The organism is Actinoplanes palleronii (assembly GCF_016862315.1).
GTDB lineage: Bacteria > Actinomycetota > Actinomycetes > Mycobacteriales > Micromonosporaceae > Actinoplanes > Actinoplanes palleronii.
The window spans coordinates 66520-86112 of the sequence record NZ_BOMS01000051.1 but is presented as its reverse complement, the minus strand read 5'-3'; the positions used below and the strand labels follow the sequence as shown (position 1 = coordinate 86112).

15 protein-coding genes and 1 pseudogene are annotated in these 19593 nt (G+C 70.7%); 5 read left to right on the top strand and 11 right to left on the bottom strand.

Going from position 1 to position 19593, the window contains the following annotated elements; all coding sequences use genetic code 11:
- The first annotated feature begins 58 nt into the window (after positions 1–58).
- Positions 59–973, top strand: coding sequence for an alpha/beta fold hydrolase (locus tag Apa02nite_RS18925; protein WP_203826168.1), 915 nt, complete (start codon positions 59–61; stop codon positions 971–973).
- Here the strand turns inward: Apa02nite_RS18925 and Apa02nite_RS18920 are convergent, their stop codons facing one another.
- The 4 genes from Apa02nite_RS18920 to Apa02nite_RS18900 all read right to left on the bottom strand — a co-directional run bounded on the left by Apa02nite_RS18920 (position 974) and on the right by Apa02nite_RS18900 (position 5676).
- Positions 974–1339 carry a UCP033725 family protein gene (locus Apa02nite_RS18920; protein ID WP_067687853.1) on the bottom strand — a complete coding sequence of 122 codons (366 nt, stop codon included), beginning with the start codon at positions 1337–1339 and terminating at the stop codon, positions 974–976.
- Positions 1336–4704, bottom strand: coding sequence for an SseB family protein (locus Apa02nite_RS52550; protein ID WP_239164395.1), 3369 nt, complete (start codon positions 4702–4704; stop codon positions 1336–1338). The genes Apa02nite_RS18920 and Apa02nite_RS52550 overlap by 4 nt, the downstream gene beginning before the upstream one ends.
- A 341-nt stretch (positions 4705–5045) precedes the next feature.
- On the bottom strand, positions 5046–5339 hold the full coding sequence (locus Apa02nite_RS18905) for a WXG100 family type VII secretion target (protein WP_067687850.1): 294 nt from the start codon (positions 5337–5339) through the stop codon (positions 5046–5048).
- Positions 5340–5358: 19 nt separating this feature from the next.
- Positions 5359–5676: a WXG100 family type VII secretion target gene (locus Apa02nite_RS18900; protein ID WP_067687848.1), complete on the bottom strand. Its 318-nt coding sequence runs from the start codon at positions 5674–5676 to the stop codon at positions 5359–5361.
- Positions 5677–5959: 283 nt separating this feature from the next.
- On the opposite strand from Apa02nite_RS18900, the gene Apa02nite_RS18895 reads away from it, so the two are divergent.
- From Apa02nite_RS18895 to rarD, 3 genes are all read left to right on the top strand, one after another.
- Positions 5960–8035: a type VII secretion protein EccE gene (locus Apa02nite_RS18895; protein ID WP_203826167.1), complete on the top strand. Its 2076-nt coding sequence runs from the start codon at positions 5960–5962 to the stop codon at positions 8033–8035.
- 92 nt (positions 8036–8127) lie between these two features.
- Positions 8128–8508 (top strand): phage holin family protein, encoded by a 381-nt coding sequence (locus Apa02nite_RS18890; RefSeq protein ID WP_203826166.1) that lies wholly within the window; start codon positions 8128–8130, stop codon positions 8506–8508.
- A 118-nt stretch (positions 8509–8626) separates the two neighbouring features.
- Entirely contained in the window at positions 8627–9556 is a 930-nt protein-coding gene (gene rarD / locus Apa02nite_RS18885; protein ID WP_203826165.1) for an EamA family transporter RarD, read from the top strand.
- A 547-nt stretch (positions 9557–10103) separates the two neighbouring features.
- On the opposite strand, the pseudogene Apa02nite_RS52360 reads toward rarD, so the two are convergent.
- Together Apa02nite_RS52360 and Apa02nite_RS18875 are read right to left on the bottom strand one after the other, a co-directional pair.
- Positions 10104–10199: pseudogene (locus tag Apa02nite_RS52360) on the bottom strand (zf-HC2 domain-containing protein); the annotation flags it as partial.
- Between the two features lie 152 nt (positions 10200–10351).
- On the bottom strand, positions 10352–11146 hold the full coding sequence (locus tag Apa02nite_RS18875) for an IclR family transcriptional regulator (protein ID WP_067687838.1): 795 nt from the start codon (positions 11144–11146) through the stop codon (positions 10352–10354).
- Between the two features lie 153 nt (positions 11147–11299).
- Between Apa02nite_RS18875 and Apa02nite_RS18870 the strand changes: the two genes are divergently transcribed.
- Positions 11300–12481: an MFS transporter gene (locus tag Apa02nite_RS18870; RefSeq protein WP_203826163.1), complete on the top strand. Its 1182-nt coding sequence runs from the start codon at positions 11300–11302 to the stop codon at positions 12479–12481.
- Here the strand turns inward: Apa02nite_RS18870 and Apa02nite_RS18865 are convergent.
- From Apa02nite_RS18865 to nuoL, 5 genes are all read right to left on the bottom strand, one after another.
- Positions 12478–13437, bottom strand: a complete 960-nt coding sequence (locus Apa02nite_RS18865; protein ID WP_198170707.1) for a polyprenyl synthetase family protein — start codon at positions 13435–13437, stop codon at positions 12478–12480. The two genes, Apa02nite_RS18870 and Apa02nite_RS18865, sit on opposite strands and share 4 nt — an antisense overlap.
- 124 nt (positions 13438–13561) lie before the next feature.
- The gene (locus tag Apa02nite_RS18860; RefSeq protein ID WP_203826162.1) at positions 13562–14488 is read right to left on the bottom strand and encodes a pyridoxamine 5'-phosphate oxidase family protein; all 927 of its coding nucleotides are present in this window, start codon (positions 14486–14488) and stop codon (positions 13562–13564) included.
- A gap of 96 nt (positions 14489–14584) precedes the next feature.
- Complete coding sequence (nuoN, locus tag Apa02nite_RS18855; protein ID WP_067687832.1) at positions 14585–16117, bottom strand: NADH-quinone oxidoreductase subunit NuoN; 1533 nt, start codon at positions 16115–16117, stop codon at positions 14585–14587.
- A 2-nt stretch (positions 16118–16119) separates the two neighbouring features.
- A complete protein-coding gene (locus Apa02nite_RS18850; RefSeq protein WP_203826161.1) occupies positions 16120–17661 on the bottom strand; it encodes an NADH-quinone oxidoreductase subunit M in 1542 nt (513 codons plus the stop codon).
- The gene (nuoL, locus tag Apa02nite_RS18845; RefSeq protein ID WP_203826160.1) at positions 17658–19586 is read right to left on the bottom strand and encodes an NADH-quinone oxidoreductase subunit L; all 1929 of its coding nucleotides are present in this window, start codon (positions 19584–19586) and stop codon (positions 17658–17660) included. Before nuoL ends, Apa02nite_RS18850 begins: the two co-directional genes overlap by 4 nt.
- Positions 19587–19593 lie beyond the last annotated feature (7 nt).

Here is a 19593-nt window from a genome sequence, read left to right as displayed (position 1 = left end):
CCGAATCGGTTCACGAGTGCCTCGCGTCGCCCGTGACAGCGGAGCATAGGCTGGCCGCATGGACGAGTCGGTGGTGTTGGAAGAGGGGCCGTGGACCCACCGTTTCGTCGGTGCCAACGGCAGCCGCTTCCACGTGGTGGAGGCGGGCGCCGGACCGCTCGTCCTTTTCCTGCACGGCTTCCCGGAGTTCTGGTGGGCCTGGCACGACATCATGACCCAGGTCGCCGACGCCGGCTTCCGCGCCGCCGCCATCGACCTTCGTGGTTACGGCGCGAGTGACAAGCCGCCACGCGGCTACGACGGCTACACGATGGCCGCCGACGTCACCGGCCTGATCCGTGCCCTCGGCGAACGCTCCGCGACGATCGTCGGGGCGGGCGCCGGTGGCATGGTCGGCTGGGCCGCCGCCGCATTCCACCCGAAGATGGTGAACCGCCTGGTGGTGCTCGGTGCGGCGCACCCGCTGCGGTTGCGGGCCGCGCTGTTCGCCGATCCGCGGGGCCAGTTCTCCGCGTCCGCCGCCATTCTCAAATTCCAAGTCCCACGGTACGAACATGTGCTCACCAAGGACGACGCCGCCCTGATCGGCGAGCTGATGGAGCACTGGAGCAGCCCGGAGTGGGCGGCCACCCCGGAGTTCGCCGACTACTCGTACCGGTGCCGCCAGGCGATGCAGATCCCGCAGGCGTCGTTCTGCGCGCTCGAGGCGTACCGCTGGGTCGCCCGCAGCGCGCTCCGGCTGCAGGGGTACCGGTTCGTCAAGCTGATGCAGCAGCCGCTCAGCATGCCCACCCTGCAACTGCACGGCGCCCTGGACAAGGCGATCCTGCCGCGCACCGCCCAGGGCTCCGGCCGTTACGTGACCGCGCCGTACGAATGGCGCCTGATCCCCGGCGCCGGCCACTTCCTGCACCAGGAAGCGCCGGACGTGGTCACCGGGGAGATCCTGCGCTGGCTGAAGACGCCGGCCTGATCAGACCCGGTGCTCGGACCGGTCGCGGATCTCGCCGGCCGGGGCCCACCCCTGGTAGACCCCGTAGTCGAACTCCTCGAGGCCCAGTTGCCGGGCCACCGGGGCCCGGCCGCCGGTGTACTCCAGCCGCAGCCAGGTGTCCGCCTCGGCGAGCACGATGAACGGCTCGCCGCGCCAGGTGCACACGGTACGGACGTAGGCGATCTCGTCGTACTCGTCGGCGTTCAGCACCCGCACGTACCGGCCCGGCTTGACCTCGCTGAAGCCCTCGGCCGGTGCGGTCGCGTAGATTCGGACCTGGTCGCGGTCCGGCACCGCGTCGTACTCCTGGCCCTGCCAGGTCACCACGTAACCGTCGCGCATCACTGCTCACCCACCCGGCGCCAGAGCGGCCCGTCCGCGTCGAAGATCGCCAACATGCGCTCGTTCCCGTCCGCGTCGAGGCGCCAGAGCTGCGCGCCGTGCGGCAGCCGAACACTGTCCACCTTGAACTCCGCCACCACGTCACGGCTCTCGCCCGGTGCGAACCCGTTGCCCCGGAACGGCGGCCGCTCGATCACCCAGCCGTCCATCGCGCGCAGCGCCTGTTCGTTCTGCCCGCCGTAGGGGATCCGGTACAGGCTGGGCCGGAAGGCCGGCCAGCGCAGCACGAACGCCTCCTTGGCGTCCGCCTGGAACGGCGAGGAGTCGTAGTTGAGCCCGAGCGCGCCGAACAGCTCGGCCGGCGTGCGCAGATGCTCGACCTCGGACGCCCGGTGCACGAACCCGGCCACCCGGTCGTACCCGCGGTCCAGGTAGTAGTCGACCTGCTCGGCGGCGATCGTCTTCTGCATGACCGTCGCGTGCTGGGTCTCGTCGCTGGCCGGTTCCGGTGCAGGAACCGGCGCGGCGGTCTCCTCGGTCGACGGGGTGTCGATCGGGTCGGCGCCGAGACCGGCCTCGGTGGCCCAGTTGGCCAGCGCGATGATCTGCGCGCCGGGGTACTTCGCGCCGACCGGAGTACCCGGGTTGACCGCGAATGACCAGTGCGGGTCGGGCCAGTTCCGGATCAGCTCGTAGAAGCGGACGCCCACCGTGCGGGTCGGCTCGCCGAAGTGCTCGGAGAGCCGGTCCTTGCTGGTGAAGACGATCAGGAACTTCTCGCCCTCGACCTCTTCCGGCTGGAACGCGAAGCCCGACTCGCCGGGCGCGCTGCCCGGCCGGGAGTGGTGCGCCACCGGCACCAGCACGTTGGCCAGCAGCAGCGTGGAGAGGAAGACGTCGGTGTTGCCGGTGTCCGCGGCGTCCTGCAGCTCCCGCTCGGTGTCGTTGGCCGCCACGAAGTTCTCGTGGCCGCCGCCGGCTCCGCCGGTCGCCGAACCCGCGACACCGAGACCCGAGGCGCCCGAGGTGGGCGCGACCGCGGCCGGCGTCACCGTGGACGGCAACGGAAGGATCTGTGTCGCGTACGCCTGGTTCGCGTACGCCGACGCCGGGCTGCCCTGCGGCGGCATGCCGAAGGCCGGGCCGGGTGCCGCGTACGCCTCCACGGCGCCGCCCTGCGAGCCGTAGCCCGCCGGGCTGCCGGGAGCGGCAGGAGAGCCGGAGACGGGGCTGCCCGGAGCACCGGGCCCGAAACCGGGCACGAAGTCGGCAGCCGAGCCGGCGCCGCCATAACCCGGAGCCGGAGCGCCGGACGCCGGAGCGGCGAACCCGCCGTGACCCGGTCCCCGGTCAGCGCCGGGCGCACCCGGGATCACCGGCGGGAGCAGGCCGGGACGGCCACCCTGCGCCGTCCGGTCACCACCGGCCAGGCCGGAGTCGGAGCGCGGCAGTGTCGGCGCCGGCCCGGACGGACCGAACCGATCCGCCGCCGAGACCTCGCGCTGGGCGAGGCCGGGGTCCGGAGCCGGCGTGTGCCCACCGGTGAGCGCCTGCGCCGCGGCCGCCATCGACGACGGACGTTCCGACGCCGGTGTCACCTGACGGCGGGGCAGCCCGTTGCCCGGCGCGCCGGGCAACGGAGCGCTCGAGGCCGGTGCGGCAAGTGGCGGCGCGCTCATCGGAGCCGTCTGCGCGGCCGCTGCCTGCGGTGAGGCCGGGCCCTGCGGGAAGCTCGGCGCCTCGGGAGGCACCGGGTTGGTCCGCGCGTTGGTGAACCCGGAGAACGACGTCGTCTGGCTGGCCCCGGCAGTCTGCCCGGGCCGCCGACGCGGCAGATCAGCCCCACCACGGCCAGGCAGGTCCCCACCACGGCTGGGCAGGTCCCCACCACGGCTCGGGAGATCCCCACCACGGCTCGGGAGATCCCCGCCACGGCTCGGGAGATCCCCGCCACGGCTGGGCAGGTCGCCGCCACGGCTGGGCAGCGGGTTTGCGGCCGGTGCCGGCGCGTGCGGGTCGAGACCACCCCGGGTCGGGAGCGGCTCGACGCCACCCCGGGTCGGCAACGGGCTCGCGCCCGGACCGGCCGGGGACGCGGGAGCCGGACCGGCGCCCACGTTCGGGTTACGGCCGGTGCCGACCGCCCAACTCTGGTCGACGAGCGCCTCCGCCGGGTCATACGGCTGGACGTGCTCCGGGACCGGCGGCGTGTTCGCCATCGGGGTCCGCACCGGCAACGGCGCGCCCAGGTCCTGCAGCGGCCCGCGCGGGTCGTTCTCCGGCCCGAAGGGCACCGAGTCCGAATGCCACCCCGGCGTGGCCATGCCACTGCCCGAGGTGCCACGAGTGGGCTGCGCCGGGGACACCGGAGCGGGCGAGCCCGGGAAGTCACGAGGAATGGTGGGCGACTGGTACGCCGCCGGCACCTGGTCGGCCGGGTTGCCGGACGCCGGAAGCTGCTGCTCGGCCGGGGCCGGAGTCGGGGTCCGCACCGGCAGACCGGACGACATGCCCTGCCGGGCGGCCAGAGTCCCGCCCTGCGCACGCGCCGGGAGCCCACTGGACTGACCGGCCGGCGACTGCGGCGCCGCACCCGGACCGAACTGCGCCGGACCGGAACCGTACGGCGCGGCGCCGGGCACGCTGCCCGGACCGAACTGCGACAGACCGGGCGCTCCGCCGGGGCTGAACTGCGCGGCACCCGCCGCAACCGGCTGGGCACCACGCTGCGGCAGCCCGGACGGGTTCCGCCCGGGCTGGGCCGGACCCGGCTGCGGCGCCTGCTGGCCGCCACCGGGACCACCCGGTGACGAACCGGCGGGGTAGGCCGGATAGCCGGACGCGGCGGCAGCGGCCGGCGTCTGCGAGTCATAGGTGGGCCCACCTGGGCCCTCAGTGCCACGGCTGGCCGCCAGAGCGGCCGCACCGAGCTCCTGAATCTTGGAAGTGCCGTGCACCTCACGGCCCGGCCCCCGGGTGGGGAGCCTCAGGTCACCCCGCGCGAGCTGCGCGACGAACCAGGCCGGCAGGTACCCCTCGATCGGCAGACCGGGGTTGACCGCCAGCCACCACTCCAGGTTCGGCCACGTGTTGGCGAGTTCCGCGTACGGAACCCGGCGCGACGAGCCGGTGTAGTCGGAGAGGCAGGCGTGCAACGACTCCTGCGAGGTGAACGCCAGCACATGGGTGCGTCCGCCTGTGCTCCAGGTGCCCCAACCGAGCGGCGCCAGACCCGCTAACGCGTCGGCTGACACCGGTAACAGAAGGTCGACACCGGCGAGAATGCGGAAATAGGACTCCTGGTCGTCGGTGCGCAACGCATCGCGCATCGCAACCTCGGCGTCCGTAGCCGGATCCCACTCGGACACGTCCACCTCTCCCCACGCGTGCGACTGAGCCAACGCAACGCATATAACTTACAAGGCCAGACCGCAATGACAATGGGCGGCAGTGTGCTGGTGGCCGAGTTGTGTCCGGCCGCGCCCAGAGTTCAGCCGCGCCGAGCAGGTACCCGCACCCCGATCGCCCGGCGCAATGATCCAACAACCGATGGTAGCCGTGTCAACCACCCGGGCCAGTACGCGAACGGGCGACCCCCACCTTCCCCTGTCGGACCGGCGGCAACCCTTCCGGAGCATCGGCAACCCCTCTCGGCGCGCCGAGCACCCCTCTCGGGCCACTGACCACCCCGAACGGGTACGACCTGACGTCATTGGAACCGCTGCGTCGCCGTCCGCTCGGTCGACGCGTAGTCGGCGGCCGACTCGTCCACCGCACCCTTGATCTGGCGCAGGATGGCCTCCAGGTCGGCCGAGGCGGCCCGCCAGGTGGCCTGGCGCTGCCCGTACGCCTCCCGGGCCTGACCGGCCCACGTCGCCACCAGCGGCGCGGCGTCACGTTCGAGCTGATCGAGCTGGGAGCGCAGGGTGCCGAGCGCCTTGTCGATGTCGGCGCCGGCCTGCTGCAGGGCGCCGAAGTTGACGAGCAGAACTCCGTCGTTCATGAAAATCCTCCGGAAGAAGTCAGAGCGGCAGGGTGAAGGTGCCACCGGTTCGGGCGACCCGGCTCGCGGCGCCGGAGTCGGTGGCGTGATAGCCCGCCCCGGACGCCCGGATCGCCCGGGCGGTCTCGGCGAGCGCGTCGTTGAGGCTCCGCAGGTCGGTCGCATACTGCGTCTTGACCCGTTCGAAAGCGTTCGCGCCGAGCCCCCTCCAGGACCCGCTGAGCCCGGACAGCTCGGACATCAGTGTGCTGAGCATCGACTGCAGTGCGCCGTTGGCCTGATCGAATTTCGCGGCGGTGCTGACCATCACCGCGGACTCGGCCTGAGTCAGAGCCATTTCCAGGCCACCCCCTATTCCGATTTGGACACTTGTCGCGACAAGCCATGCATTGACGTGGATCAACGAGTAAATCGATCACGGGCAGGTGGTCGCACCGGTGCGTGATCGTCTGGTCACGTTCTGGGCTCCGACGCTAGGGGATGGGCGGAGGTCGGCGAAAGCCCCGATTTCCAACCTGTGGATAACTCCCCCTGTGGATGACGGACACGGCTGATCCGAATGTCGTCCTACGATTAGGCGCGCACATTGATCGATGTCCGGAACGGTCGAGGGGGCGGCCATGGCGACGACCTCGCTGACCGGCGCGCCCACGGTCGGGCCCGATCGGTCGCACCACCTCGGCCTTCATCAGGTGCTCGCCACCCAGGCCGCCGCGGTCCTGGCCCTGATCGGCGCCGCAGCCGGCGGCCCGGCCCGACTCGCGGCGGTGGTCTGCGCCCCGGTCCTGCTCGCGCTGACCTGGCTCCGCTTCCGGGACCGCTGGGCCTTCCAGCAGCTCACCGCGGTCCTGCACTTCCGCGCCCGGCGCCGGTCCGACGGCCGGCAAGGCAGCGCCACGGTGCTCGCGCTCGTCGCACCGGAAACCCGGATCACCTCGATCGAGCTACCCGCCGGGCCGGCCGCGGTGTTCGCCGACGGCGCCGGCCTGACCGCGCTCCTCGACCTGGGTGATCCGGCCGCCCTGCTGGCCGAGTCCCGGCCCGAGCTGCCCGCGCCCTGGGAGTTGCTGCCCGCCGACGGCCGGGAGCGACCACCGGTCCGGATCCAGCTCCTGCTCACCGCCGTGCCCGCGCCCGCCGGCCCGGCCGGGAACGATCCGGCGGCCGGCTCCTACCGGATGCTCACCGGGGGCCGGGCGCTCGGCCACGCCCGGGCGCTGCTCGCGGTCCGCGTGGCCCGTACCGACGGCTGGTCCGACCGCGACCTGCACCGGGCCCTGACGGGCCAGGCGCGAAAACTCACCAAACGCCTCAAGGCCCGCCCCTTGGACCGGACCGCGGCGGTGCGGGCCATGACCGATTTCGCGTACGCCGAGCCCGCCGCCGAAGTCCACGAGCAGTGGACGTCCCTACGAGTCGGCGAGCTGTCCCAAGTGACCTTCCACGGCCGCACACGGCCCGGGGAGTGCCCGTCAGCCGACCTCCTCACCCACCTGCTCCACCTACCCACCACAGCCACCACGCTGACCCTGACCGCCGCTCTACCGGCCACCGCCCCGGTCACACCCACACCCGCCACCCGCTCCGCACCCGCGCGCAGATCCGCCTCAGCCGCCGCCACGTCCACCTCCTCCGCCGCCGCACCTGAGCTCGGCGAGCAGCCGCGGCTCAGCCTGGCCATCCGCCTGGCCGCGCCAGAACCGGCCGCGCTCGAGCCCGCCATCAACCTCCTGCGACAACTGGCGGCCGGAGAGCACCTCCACCTCCGCCGCCGGGACGGCGACCACCTGCCCGGCCTCGCCGCCACCCTGCCTCTCGCCGCGTCCGACACGGCCGGCCTGCCCAGCGGTCACCGGCAGGTCACCCGGACCGTCCCCGGCCGTCGCACTCACCCGGACGCGTTGTCCCGGCCCGGCGATCCCCGGTCACCGGCGGAGGGGTTCGGCCGTCTGGCGTTGCCGACCGACCGGGCCGGCCTGGTCGTGGGGCACAACCGGCACGGCCAGCCGGTGCTGATCCGGCCGTTCCGCCCGGACCACACCCGGGTCGTCCTGGTCGGCGGGCTCCGCTGCGCCCAGGTGGTGACGTTCCGCGCGATGGCGCTCGGTGCCCGGGTGCTGGTGCGCACCTACCGCCCACGGGCCTGGGAGCCGTTCGCCCGCGGCACGGCCGCACCCAGCGGCTCGATCACCCTCAAAGCGCCGGACCAGCCGGTCGAGGCGCCACCAAGCTCACCGCTGTGTCCGCTACTGATCATTCTCGACCTGGGACCGCTCACCCCGGCCCCGCCCGTCTTCGCCACTCCACTCCCGGCCGGCCCGGTCCAGCCGGGAGTGGAGACCAGGCTTCCCCTCGGAGTGACCGGAATCGGCCACGCCCCCGCACCGCTACCGGCCGGCGCGACGGATGCCGGGCCGTGGCGGGCGACGCTGTCCCTTCGGGAGGAATGTCGCGCGGCGGACGTCGCCGCCGCGAACGACGCCGATCTGCTCCTGCTGCAGACCCTGCGGCCGGACGAGGCCCACCTGATCGGCGCCGCGCTCGAACTGGGCGACACCGCGCCGCTGCTCACCCGGATGCGTCCCGGCATGCTCGCGGTCATCAACAGGCAGGCGGTCCGCTGGGCGATGCTCGCACCCACCTCGGTGGAGAAGGTCCTGATCGGCGACTCCCGCCGGTCGGCGGATGAGCGATAGATCTCGATATGCCGGAATATCCGGCGGCAGGCGGATGAAGATCGCGGAGTGTCGTACCCATCACTGGCACGGCCGTGGCACCATCCCCTGCCATGGGCATCATCATCCGGCTCGTGATCACGGCCATCTCGCTGTGGATCACGACCCTGGTCATCGACGGGATCCAGCTCACCGCGGGCACCGCAGCCGGTAAAGCCGGCACTCTGCTCGCGGTCGCGGCGATCTTCGGTCTGGTGAACGCGGTTCTCCGTCCGATCATCAAGACGATCGGTTGCGGGCTCTACGTCCTCACCCTCGGCCTGATGGCGCTGGTCGTGAACGGACTGTTGTTCCTGCTGACCAGCTTCATCGCCGACAAGCTCGACCTCGGCTTCCACGTCGACGGCTTCGTCGCCGCGATCCTCGGCGCGCTCCTCGTGGGCATCGTCAGCTGGGTCCTCAACATGCTGGTCCCCGACGGAGGCGACGACTGAGCTAGCGAAAGCCACCGGACAGCCCCCGCGGGAATGCAGGCCAGCGGGGGCTGATTGGCCTCGTGAGCTGGAGCATAGGCAAGGACCGTGACCGTTTCCGGCCCTTACGGTGTGTGCCATGAGCGACGAGCGGCGCGGATATCTGTACGGCCTCACGGCGTACGTGCTCTGGGGCTTCTTCCCGATCTATTTCAAGCTGCTCCGGCCCTCGCCCCCGCTGGAAATCCTCTCGCACCGGATCATCTGGTCCGTCCTCTTCGTCGCCCTGCTGCTCACCGTCCAGCGCAACTGGCGCTTCCTGGGCCGGGTGCTGCGTACCCCGCGCCTGCTCGGCGGCATCTCGGTCGCGGCGCTGCTGATCGGGGTGAACTGGGCGACCTACATCTACGGCGTGAACTCGTCCCGGGTCGTCGAGACCGCGCTCGGCTACTTCATCACCCCGCTGGTCGTGGTCCTGCTCGGCGTGACCGTGCAGCGGGAGCGGCTGCGCGCCTGGCAGTGGATCGCGGTCGGCATCGGTGGCCTGGCGGTCGCCATCCTGACCGTCGACTACGGGCACCTGCCGTACATCGCGCTCATCCTGGCCGCCTCGTTCGGCTCGTACAGCCTGATCAAGAAGCGGATGTCGCTACCGCCGGCCGAGGGGCTGTTCGTCGAGTCGGCGGTGCTGGCACTGCCCGCGCTGGGCTATCTGACCTGGCTGAACCTGACCGGGGACGCCGAGTTCGGGCACGTCTCGGCACAGCACACGGCGCTGATGCTGTTCTCCGGTGTGGCCACCGCCGTACCGTTGCTGCTCTTCGCCGGTGCGGCGAACCGGGTGCCGCTGGTCGGTCTGGGGATCCTGCAGTACGTCGCGCCGATCCTCCAGCTGGCCTGCGGTGTGCTGATCTACCACGAGCCGATGCCCGCCGCCCGGCTGGCCGGTTTCGGACTGGTCTGGATCGCTCTGATCATCTTCACCGTCGACGGGCTCCGCAGCGCACGCCTGCGCGCCACCGCCAGAAGCTCCGAGAAGCAGATCAGCGAGGCTGGTACGACAGCATGACCTTGCCGTCGAAGCGCACCAGCTCGAACCGGTCCAGTCCGGCCTCGGCGAAGTGCGTGACCGACTGCATCGGGAATTCCGCCCCGGGCTGCGGCGTCCACGACCCGAGCTGCTCACTCTGATCGTCAGGCCCGTAAGCGATCAGCCGGTACGTGTACGGCTTGGCCGACGCCGCGTACCGGCAGAGCATCTCCACCTTGGTGCCGCCCGCCGTCCCGGTGAGCCGGATGGTGGCGGTGATCGGCGAGTTGACCTCCACCGCGCTCATCGCGACGGCCGGACCACTCGCCGCGGCGCCCGCTTCGGGCTGGCGCAGCAGCCACAGGGTGGCCCCACCGCCCAGAACGACGATGAGCACCAATGCCGCTACGGTGCTCAACATGCGTACCGGAAACGCTTTGACCGGCGGCGGAGCCGGCCGGTAGCCACGGGCCGGTGGCGCGGCCGAGAGCGACGGGTCCAGCAACCTCGCGAATTCGTCCGCGTCGAGCCGGTCCAGCATGTCCGGAACGCGGGCCAGATCGGCGACCGCCTCGCGGCAGAACGAGCACGACGCCAGGTGTAATTCGTAGGCGGCGCGTTCTGCCGGCGACAGCGCGCCGAGGACGTAGGCGGCGTCGTCGTGCCCGTCCTCACAGCGCATGGTGTCCTGCCTCCAGCCGGCGTCCCCGTCATCCGGTCTTTGGTACGCGACAACCGCCCTGGAGGTTCAAATATCTCTTAAAGCCGCACCTCAAGCTGTAGCGACTCGGTGACTGAACAGTCCCGGTGCAGGCAAAACGCGATCGAAGAAGATCACGCTGTGGCGGACTCGCCGCCGGACAGCGCCTCGGCCACATTCCGCGCGGCGGCGGTCAGTTTGGCCCGCACGACCCGCGCCGAGGTGAGCATCTCGGCGGCCGGCATCGAGCAGGCGAGCACGAGCCGCCGCTCCATGTCCCGGTCGGCGACCACGACCACCGCGGCGGAGGCCAGCCCCTGCCGGAACTGTCCCATTTCGATCTGCATGCCGCGTCGCTCGCCGGCCGCCAGGTCGCCCTCGAGCGCCTCCGGCGTGGTGAGCGTGGTCGGGGTGAACGCCCGCATCCCGTAGTCGCGCAGGTAACGCGACCGCTGGTCCGGGGTGAGCGTGGCGAGCAGCGCCTTGCCCAGTGCGGTGGCGTGACCACCCTCGTCGAAACCGGGGGCGACGTCGTCCAGGAACGGCGAGCGGGCACCCTCGGCGGAGGCGGTCACCGCGATCCGGCCGCCGACGAAGCGGCCGAGGTAGTGGCTGTATCCGGTGTCGATCGCGGCACGGCGGAGCGCGTCGCCGACCGCGGGCGGGCCGCGGAACGCCGAGACGAGCTCGCGGTACCGATCGGCGATCTCGAGACCGACGATGTAGGTGCCGTCTTCGCGCCGGATCACGTAGCCCTCATAGGCCAGTGTGCGCACCAGGTGATAGGTCGTCGCGACGGTCAACTCGCACCGCCGGGCGATCTGTTTCACCGTGAGCCCGCGTGGCGCGCGGCCGACCGACTCCAGCACGCGTAACGCTCGCGACACGCTCCGGATGAGATCTGACGGCTCCGCTAGGGGGTCACGCACAGCTACCTCCGAGGCCAGGGACATACACCATATGAAGAAACATCCGGCGACGGAATGCCAAAAGCATGTGGATCACGATCGATTTGCACAGCGGGTGTGATCAACAGAACGGGGCGTGTCGGAGCGTGCCCGAATTGGCTTAGTCTGCGTCCGATGCCATCTGCCTCGAAACAGACCCCGAAAACGGCACCGACCAGGTCAAACGCCACCCGCGCCACGGTCGGCGCGCTGACCACGACCATTTCTGTTTCGATACCGGTCTTCCTGGTCGGCGGACTGGCGGTTCAGGTCCGCGAGGAACTCGATTTCAGCCCGGCCGGTCTGGGCCTGGTGGTCTCGGCGTACTTCGGAGTGAGCGCGCTGGCCTCGATCCCGGCCGGCGCTCTGGTCGAGCGGCACGGCGCCACCCGGATCGCCCGGGCCGGCATCGGGCTCTCCGCGGTCGCGCTGATCGCGGTCGCGGTCGGGGCGCGCTCACTGTGGAGCCTCATGGTGATCCTGGCGATCGGCGCGGCCGGCAACGCGATGGGTCAGCTGGCCAGCAACACCAGCCTGTCCCGGCAGGTGCCGGCCCATCGACAGGGCTTCACCTTCGGCGTGAAGCAGGCCGCCATCCCGATCAGCACGCTGCTGGCCGGTGCGGCGGTGCCGTTGGTGGCTCTGACCGTCGGCTGGCGCTGGGCGTTCGTCCTGGCCGGGCTGCTGGCGTGCGTGGCCATCGCCGCGGTGCCGGCCGGTGAGCTCGGCGGGACCCGCAAGCGCGAGCAGGGGCAGGCGACCGGCGCCCTCGTGGTGATCGGCCTGGCCGCCATGCTCGCGGCCGCCTCGGCCAACGCACTCGGCACGTTCCTGGTGTCCTCGGCCGTCTCGCACGGCATCGGCCCGGCCCCGGCCGGGCTCGCACTCACCCTGGGCGGCGCGATCTGCGGGCTGGCCCGGATCGTCGGCGGCGCCCAGGCCGATCGCCGGCCGGACCGGCAGGTGGGCACGATCGCCGCGCTGCTCGCTTGCGGCGCGCTCGGCTTGGCACTTCTTTCGGTACGAGGGGAAGGCGCCCTGATCGCCGGCGTCGTGCTCGGCTTCGGTTTCGGCTGGGCGTGGCCGGGCCTGATGACCTTCGCGGTGGTGCGCCTGCACCCGCAGTCCCCCGCGGCAGCCACCTCGATCACCCAGACCGGGGTCTACGCCGGCGGCTGTGTCGGCCCGCTCGGGCTGGGCGCGATCGCCGGCACAGCGGGATATCCGGCCATGTGGACGGCGGCGTCGATCGCGATGGTGCTGGCCGCGGCCCTCATGCTGCTGGGCAGCCGGTTGCTGGGCCGGTACCGGAGCTAGGTCGTCCGGTCGGCGATGACGTCGCAGAGCGCTTCCATCGCGCTCTTGGCCTGGCCGTCCGGCAGCGGCGCCAGCCGGGCCCGCGCCTCGTCCGCATAACCGCGGACCGTTTCCCGGGCCCGCTTCATCGCCGCCGACTCGCGCAGCAGCGTGAGCGCCTCGGCGTGCAACGTGTCGTCGGTGATCGGCCCGGCGGAGAGCAGCTCGCGCAGCCGGACCGCGGCGGCGTCCGCGTCGTCCCCGGCCAGCGCGTAGAGCACCGGCAGCGTGGGCACGCCCTCGCGCAGGTCGGTGCCGGGTGTCTTGCCGGACTGGACCGACTCGGAGGCGATGTCGAGCAGGTCGTCGGAGAGCTGGAAGACCATGCCGATGACCTCGCCGTACCCGGCGAGAGCCTCGACCACCTCGGGCCGGGCACCGGAGAACATGCCGCCGAAGCGGGCCGCGGTGGCGATCAACGAGCCGGTCTTGTCCGCGATGACCTGCAGGTAGTGCTCGATCGGATCGGTGCCGCGCGGGCCGGCGGTCTCGGCGATCTGCCCGTGCACCAGGCGCGAGAAGGTCCGCGCCTGCAGGTGCACGGCCTCGGTGCCGAGCTTGGCGGCCAGCTCCGCGGCCTGGGCGAACAGGTAGTCGCCGACCAGGATGGCCACCGAGTTGCCCCAGCGCGCGTTCGCGCTCGGGGTGCCCCGCCGGACCTGGGCCTCGTCCATCACGTCGTCGTGGTAGAGCGTCGCGAGGTGGGTCAGCTCGACCACGTTGGCCGCGTCGATCAGCTCGGGCCGGGCCGGATCGCCGAACTGCGCGCTCAGCGCCACCAGGATCGGCCGGAGCCGCTTGCCCCCGGCGTCGGCGAGATGGCGCGCGGCTTCGGTCACCAGCGGGTCGGCGCTGGCGACGTGCACCCGCAGCGCTTCCTCCACGGCAAACAACATCGCGGACACCGACGCGTCCATCTCGGGATCGACGTCGAGGCCCAGCGACGACAGCGTCAGATCACCGGTGCTCACCACGCTCCCACGATGCCATACCGGCCCGTCCCTTTCAGTCCCAGGGGTGCAGGCGACAAGATCAAAATAATCAGGGCTTCCGGAGCCCGGCCCGGATGGCGCGATAGGCGGCCCACGGGACGGCCGGGCGGTCCAGGTTGCGCTGAGCCAGGTACCGGCGGGTGGCGGCCTGGCACTCGCGACCGATTCGGATCGGGTCGAGCAGGCTCGCCCGGTGCCGGGTGCCCGGCTCGACGAGCTTCACCGGGCGCAGCAGCCAGCCGTCGCCGTCGCGTACGAGCCGGCCGCGCACGTTCGCGTTGTGCAGACCGGACAGCTTGTCGTCGTGCCGGTGCACCAGCAGCCCGGCCGGGCCCGCCACGACCGGCACGTCCGCGGGCACCTCGACCCGGTAGCCGTCCGGCGTCGCGCTGACCGTGGTCCGCACCAGCAGCGGGGCCCCGGCCGCGTCGAGCGCGATCAGCACCACCGACGGGTACCCGGCCAGCACCTCGGCGCCGAGCAGCGTGCTGCCGGCCAGCCCGGTGTTCGCGGCGACCGGCAGCGGCCGGGCGACCACCTCGGCCGGCTCGACGTCGATCAGCAGGCGCATGTAGTAGAAATCGGCCATCTTGGTGGCCGGCCAGTTCAGGTAGCCCTGGCTGTGCGGCTGGCGCTCCATCAGCAGCGCCCAGAGCCGCCCCAGATCGCCGACCGGCGCGGTGTACACCTCGTCCGGGCAGGTGGCGACGCCGCGCACCAGCACCTGCTCAGGCAGGTCCAGGCCACTCGCGGTCGGCTCGGAGAAGAGCAGTGCCACCCGGCCGTCCCGGCGGATGTTGAACGCCTTCTGCGGGTAGCCGAGCGAGGTGGTCAGCAGCAGCGTCCCGTCGTCCCGGCGCAGCCCCGAGGTCGGCCACGCCACCGGTGAGCCGTCGCGGGTCAGGGTCGCCAGCTCGCAGGTGCGGTAGGCATCGATCACGTCGGCCAGCGGTTTTCCGGTAACGAGCGCATCCACGGTGATCATCCTAGGTGGATCACGACACCGTCCGGTCAGACGACAGCGGCTCCGGCAGAGTGCCGGAGCCGCTGGTCAGGACGGATTGACGTGTGCTCAACGCACGAATTGAGAAGCCTCACGTGTCAGGTCGATCAGCGGGGCCGGCGCGACACCGAGCACCACCGTGACGATCACACCGAGGCCGAGCGCGGCCGACGTCAGGAAGCCCGGGATGGACACCGCCGGCGTGGTCTCGCCCGGCTCGGAGAGCCACATCAGCACAACCACCCGCAGGTACGGGAACGCCAGCAGCATGCTGGTGATCACGCCGAAGATGACCAGCCACGTCTGCCCGCCGTCGATCGCCGCACCGAAGACCGCGAACTTGGCGGTGAAGCCACTGGTCAGCGGGATACCGGCGAAGGTGAGCAGGATGAACGTGAAGATCCCGGCGAGCAGCGGGCTCTTCCGGCCGATGCCGGCCCACCGGGACAGGTGGGTCGCCTCGCCGTCCGAGTCACGCACCAGGCTGATGATCGCGAACGCCGCGACCACCGAGAAGCCGTACGCGACCAGGTAGAACATCGTGCTGGCCAGGCCGTCCTTGTTGAGCGCCAGCACACCGACCATCAGGTAGCCGGCGTTCGCGATCGACGAGTAGGCAAGCAGCCGCTTCATGTCGGTCTGGGTGACCGCCATGATCGCGCCGAGGAACATGGTCAGCACCGCGACCGTGCCGAGGACCGGCTGGAAGTCCCAGCGCACCCCCTCGAACGCGGTGTAGAGCACCCGGAGCAGCGCGCCGAACGCGGCGACCTTGGTGCAGGCCGCCATGAACGCGGTGATCGGGGTCGGCGCTCCCTGGTAGACGTCCGGCGTCCAGACGTGGAACGGGGCCAGCGCGCTCTTGAACAGCAGGCCGATCGCGACCAGGCCGAAGCCGGCGTAGAGCAGGACCGGGCTGCGCTGCGGGTTGGCCACCGCGGCGTGGATCGCGCCGAGCTGCACACTGCCGGCGAAGCCGTACAGCATCGCGACGCCGAACAGGAAGAACGCCGAGGCGTACGACCCGAGCAGGAAGTACTTGAGCGCCGCCTCCTGGCTGAGCAGTCGCCGGCGCCGGGCCAGCGCGCACAGCAGGTACAACGGCAGCGAGAAGACCTCCAACGCCACGAACATGGTGAGCAGGTCGTTTGCGGCGACGAAGAGCAGCATGCCGCCGAGCGCGAAGGTGGCCAGCGGGTACACCTCGGTGAGCCCACTCTGGCCGGTCACCTGCTTGGCGTCCTTGTCCGAACCGACCACGACGGCCGCCTGGGCGACGAACGCGCCGCCCTGCTCCACCTGCCGCTCCCCGATCAGGAAGAGCGACACCACGCCGAGCACCAGAATCGCGCCCTGCAGGAAGACGGACGGGCCGTCGATCGCGACCGCGCCGCCGACCGTGACGATCCGGGTGTTCCGGTTGATCACCAGAACGGTCAGCGCGGCCACCACGCCGAGCAGCGCGAGCACCAGCTGGACCAGGTTGCGGGCCCGACGCGGGACGAGCACCTCGATCAGGACCCCGACGCAGGCGACCCCGAAGAGGATCAACATGGGCGCGAGCGCGCCGTAGTCGATCTCCGGAAGTTTCAGCTCTCCCATGGTTATCGGCCAGCCTTTCCATCCGCGACCGCGCTCGGGCCCGGATCCTGTGTGCCGACGTCCAGCAGGGTCTGCTCAACCGCCGGGTTGATCACGTCGGTGACCGGTTTCGGGTAGAAGCCGAGCACCAGCAGGAGCGCGATCAACGGGGCGACGACGACCTTCTCCCGCAGGCTGAGGTCCTTCTTCATGGCCGGCACGTCTTCCAGGGCCGGGTTGAGCGTGCCCTGGGTGGTCCGCTGGATCATCCACAGCACGTACGCGGCGGCCAGCACGATCCCGACGGTGGCGATCACGGCGTACGCCTTGTTGGTGCTGAACGTGCCGAGCAGGACCAGGAACTCACTGACGAACGGCGCCGTGCCGGGCAGGGCCAGCGAGGCCAGACCGGCGAAGAACAGCACCCCGGCCAGGGCCGGCACCATCTTGCCCGCCCCGCCGAAGTCGCTGACCAGCGAGGAACCGCGCCGGGCCACGAACATGCCGACCACGATGAACAGCAGGCCGGTGGCCAGACCGTGGTTGACCATGTAGAGCACCGAGCCGGTGCCGCCCTGCGTGGTGAAGGCGAAGATGCCGATGCCGATGAAGCCGAAGTGCGCGATCGACGTGTACGACACCAGGCGCTTCAGGTCGTTCTGCCCGACCGCCAGCAGCGCCGCGTAGATGATCCCGACCACTGCCAGCACCATCGCGGCCGGCGCGAACCAGCGCGACGCCTCCGGGAAGAGCGGTAGGCAGTACCGCAGGATGCCGAACGTACCGACCTTGTCCATCACGCCGACGAGCAGCGCGGCCGCACCCGCCGGGGCGGCACCACCGGAGTCCGGTAGCCAGGTGTGGAACGGGAAGAACGGCGCCTTGATCGCGAACGCCACGAAGAAGCCGAGGAACAGCCAGCGGGCGGTGTCCTGATCGAACGTCTTGGCCGCGTCGACGAGCGCGGAGAACTCGAAGGTGTGCCCGCCGATCACCCACAGCCCGACCACGGCGGCCAGCATGAAGAGGCCGCCGACCAGGCTGTAGAGGAAGAACTTGACCGCGGCGTACTGCTTCTGGCCGCTGCCGAACGAACCGATGATGAAGTACATCGGGATCAGCATGATTTCGAAGAACACGTAGAACAGGAAGACGTCCGCCGCGGCGAACACCCCGATCATGGTGAACTCGAACGCCAGCAGCAGGGCGAAGTAGGTCGGCGCAGACCGCTTGCTCTGGTCCACGTCGTGCCAGGACGCCAGGATGACCACCGGGAACAGCACCGCGATCAGCATCAGCATGACGAGCGCGATGCCGTCGGCGGCGAAGGTGAAGCTGGCGTTCCAGGACGGGATCCAGGCGTACTTCTCGTGGAACTGGAACCGGTCGGGGCTGCCGACCGTGAAGGCGACCCACATGAAGATGCTGAGCACCAGCACGACGAGCGACCAGATCAGCGCGACGATCTTGGCTAGCTCTGCCTTGGCCCGCGGAATGCAGGCCACCGAGATCGCCCCGACCAGGGGAAGCAGCGTGAGGACAGAGAGAAAGGGAAAGTTCGTCACGCCAGCCACCCCAACTGGATCGCTAGGAAGGCGCCGACAATGAGCATCGCGCCGGTGAGCATGGAGAGTGCGTACGAGCGGACGAAGCCGGTCTGCAGCCGCCGGAGCCGGCTGGAGCTGCCACCGACCGCCGCCGCCAGCCCGTTGACGATGCCGTCGATGCCCTTGGCGTCCAGGTAGACCAGCGCCCGGGTGAGGTACTTGCCGGGCCGCTCGAACACCGCCTCGTTGAACGCGTCGGTGTAGAGGTTGCGCCGCGCCGCGGTGACCAGCACCCCGGCCGGCTGCGGCTCGAGCGCGGTGCCCTTGCGGAACATCGACCAGGCCAGACCCGCACCGGCGACCGTGACCACCAGCGAGAGCACGGTGATCACCGTGTGCGAGAGCACGCCGTGCACCTCGCCCTCCTCACCACCGAGAACCGGGGTGAGCCACTCCGGCACGGTCGTGCTCATCACCCAGCCGGCCGCGACCGAGCCGACCGCCAGCAGGATCAGCGGGATCGTCATCAGCGCCGGCGACTCGTGCGGGTGCTTGTTCTCCTCGGTCCAGCGCGCCGGGCCGTGGAAGGTGAGCACGAACAACCGGGTCATGTAGAACGCGGTGAGCCCGGCACCGAGCAGCGCGGCCAGCCCGAAGACCCAGGCCTGCCAGGTCACTTCCCGCTCGAAGGCGGCCGCGATGATCGGCTCCTTGGAGAAGAAGCCGGACAGCGGCGGGATGCCGATGATCGCCAGCCAGCCGGTGGCGAACGTCAGCCAGGTGATCCGCATGTGCTTGGACAGGCCACCGAACCGGCGGATGTCCACCTGGTCATGCATGCCGTGCATGACCGAACCGGCGCCGAGGAACATGTTGGCCTTGAAGAAGCCGTGCGCCAGCAGGTGCACGATGGCCAGCCCGTAGGCCGCACCGCCGAGCCCGACACCGAGGAACATGTAGCCGATCTGGCTGACCGTCGACCAGGCCAGGATCCGCTTGATGTCGTCCTTCGCCGAGCCGATGACGCAGCCGATCAGCAGCGTCAGCGCACCGACGCTGACCACGATCAGCTGCAGCGTCTCGTTGGCCGAGAAGATCGGGTTGGACCGGGCGATCAGGTAGACCCCCGCGGTGACCATGGTGGCCGCGTGGATGAGCGCCGACACCGGGGTCGGGCCCTCCATCGCGTCCGGCAACCAGGCCTGCAGCGGGAACTGACCGGACTTGCCGGCCGCGCCGAGCAGCAGGAGCAGACCCATGACCAGCACCGTGGTGGCGCTCAGCGAGGTCACCCCGCTGAAGACCGCGGAATATTGAGTGCTGCCCAGCGTGGTGAACATCAGGAAGACGCCGATCGCCAGGCCGGCGTCGCCGACCCGGTTCATCAGGAACGCCTTCTTGCCGGCCGTGGCCGCCGACGGGCGGGTGTACCAGAACGAGATCAGCAGGTACGACGCCAGACCGACGCCCTCCCAGCCGAAGTAGAGCATCACGTAGTTGTTGCCGAGGACGAGCAACAGCATCGCCGCGACGAACAGGTTGAAATAGGCGAAGAACCGTCGCCGGCCCGGGTCGTGCTCCATGTAGCCGACCGCGTACAGGTGGATCAGCGAACCGACACCGGTGATCAGCAGGACGAAGACCCCGGAGAGCGGGTCGAAGAGCATGCCGAAGTCGACCTTCAGCGCGCCGACCTGGATGAAGTCGAACAGGCTTAGCTCGGCCGAGCGCTTCGTCTCCTCCAGGCCGCTCAGGCTCAGGAAGAAGATCAGCCCGAGTACGAACGAGCTGGCCACCGCCAGGACGCCGAGCCAGTGACCCCACTTGTCGGCCCGCTTGCCCAGCAGCAACAGGATCGCCGCACTGGCCAGCGGGATGGCCACGAGTAGCCAGACGCTGCTCAGCACCCCCGTCGCGGGGGCGTACTCCAATGAGAGTGCCATGGAAGCC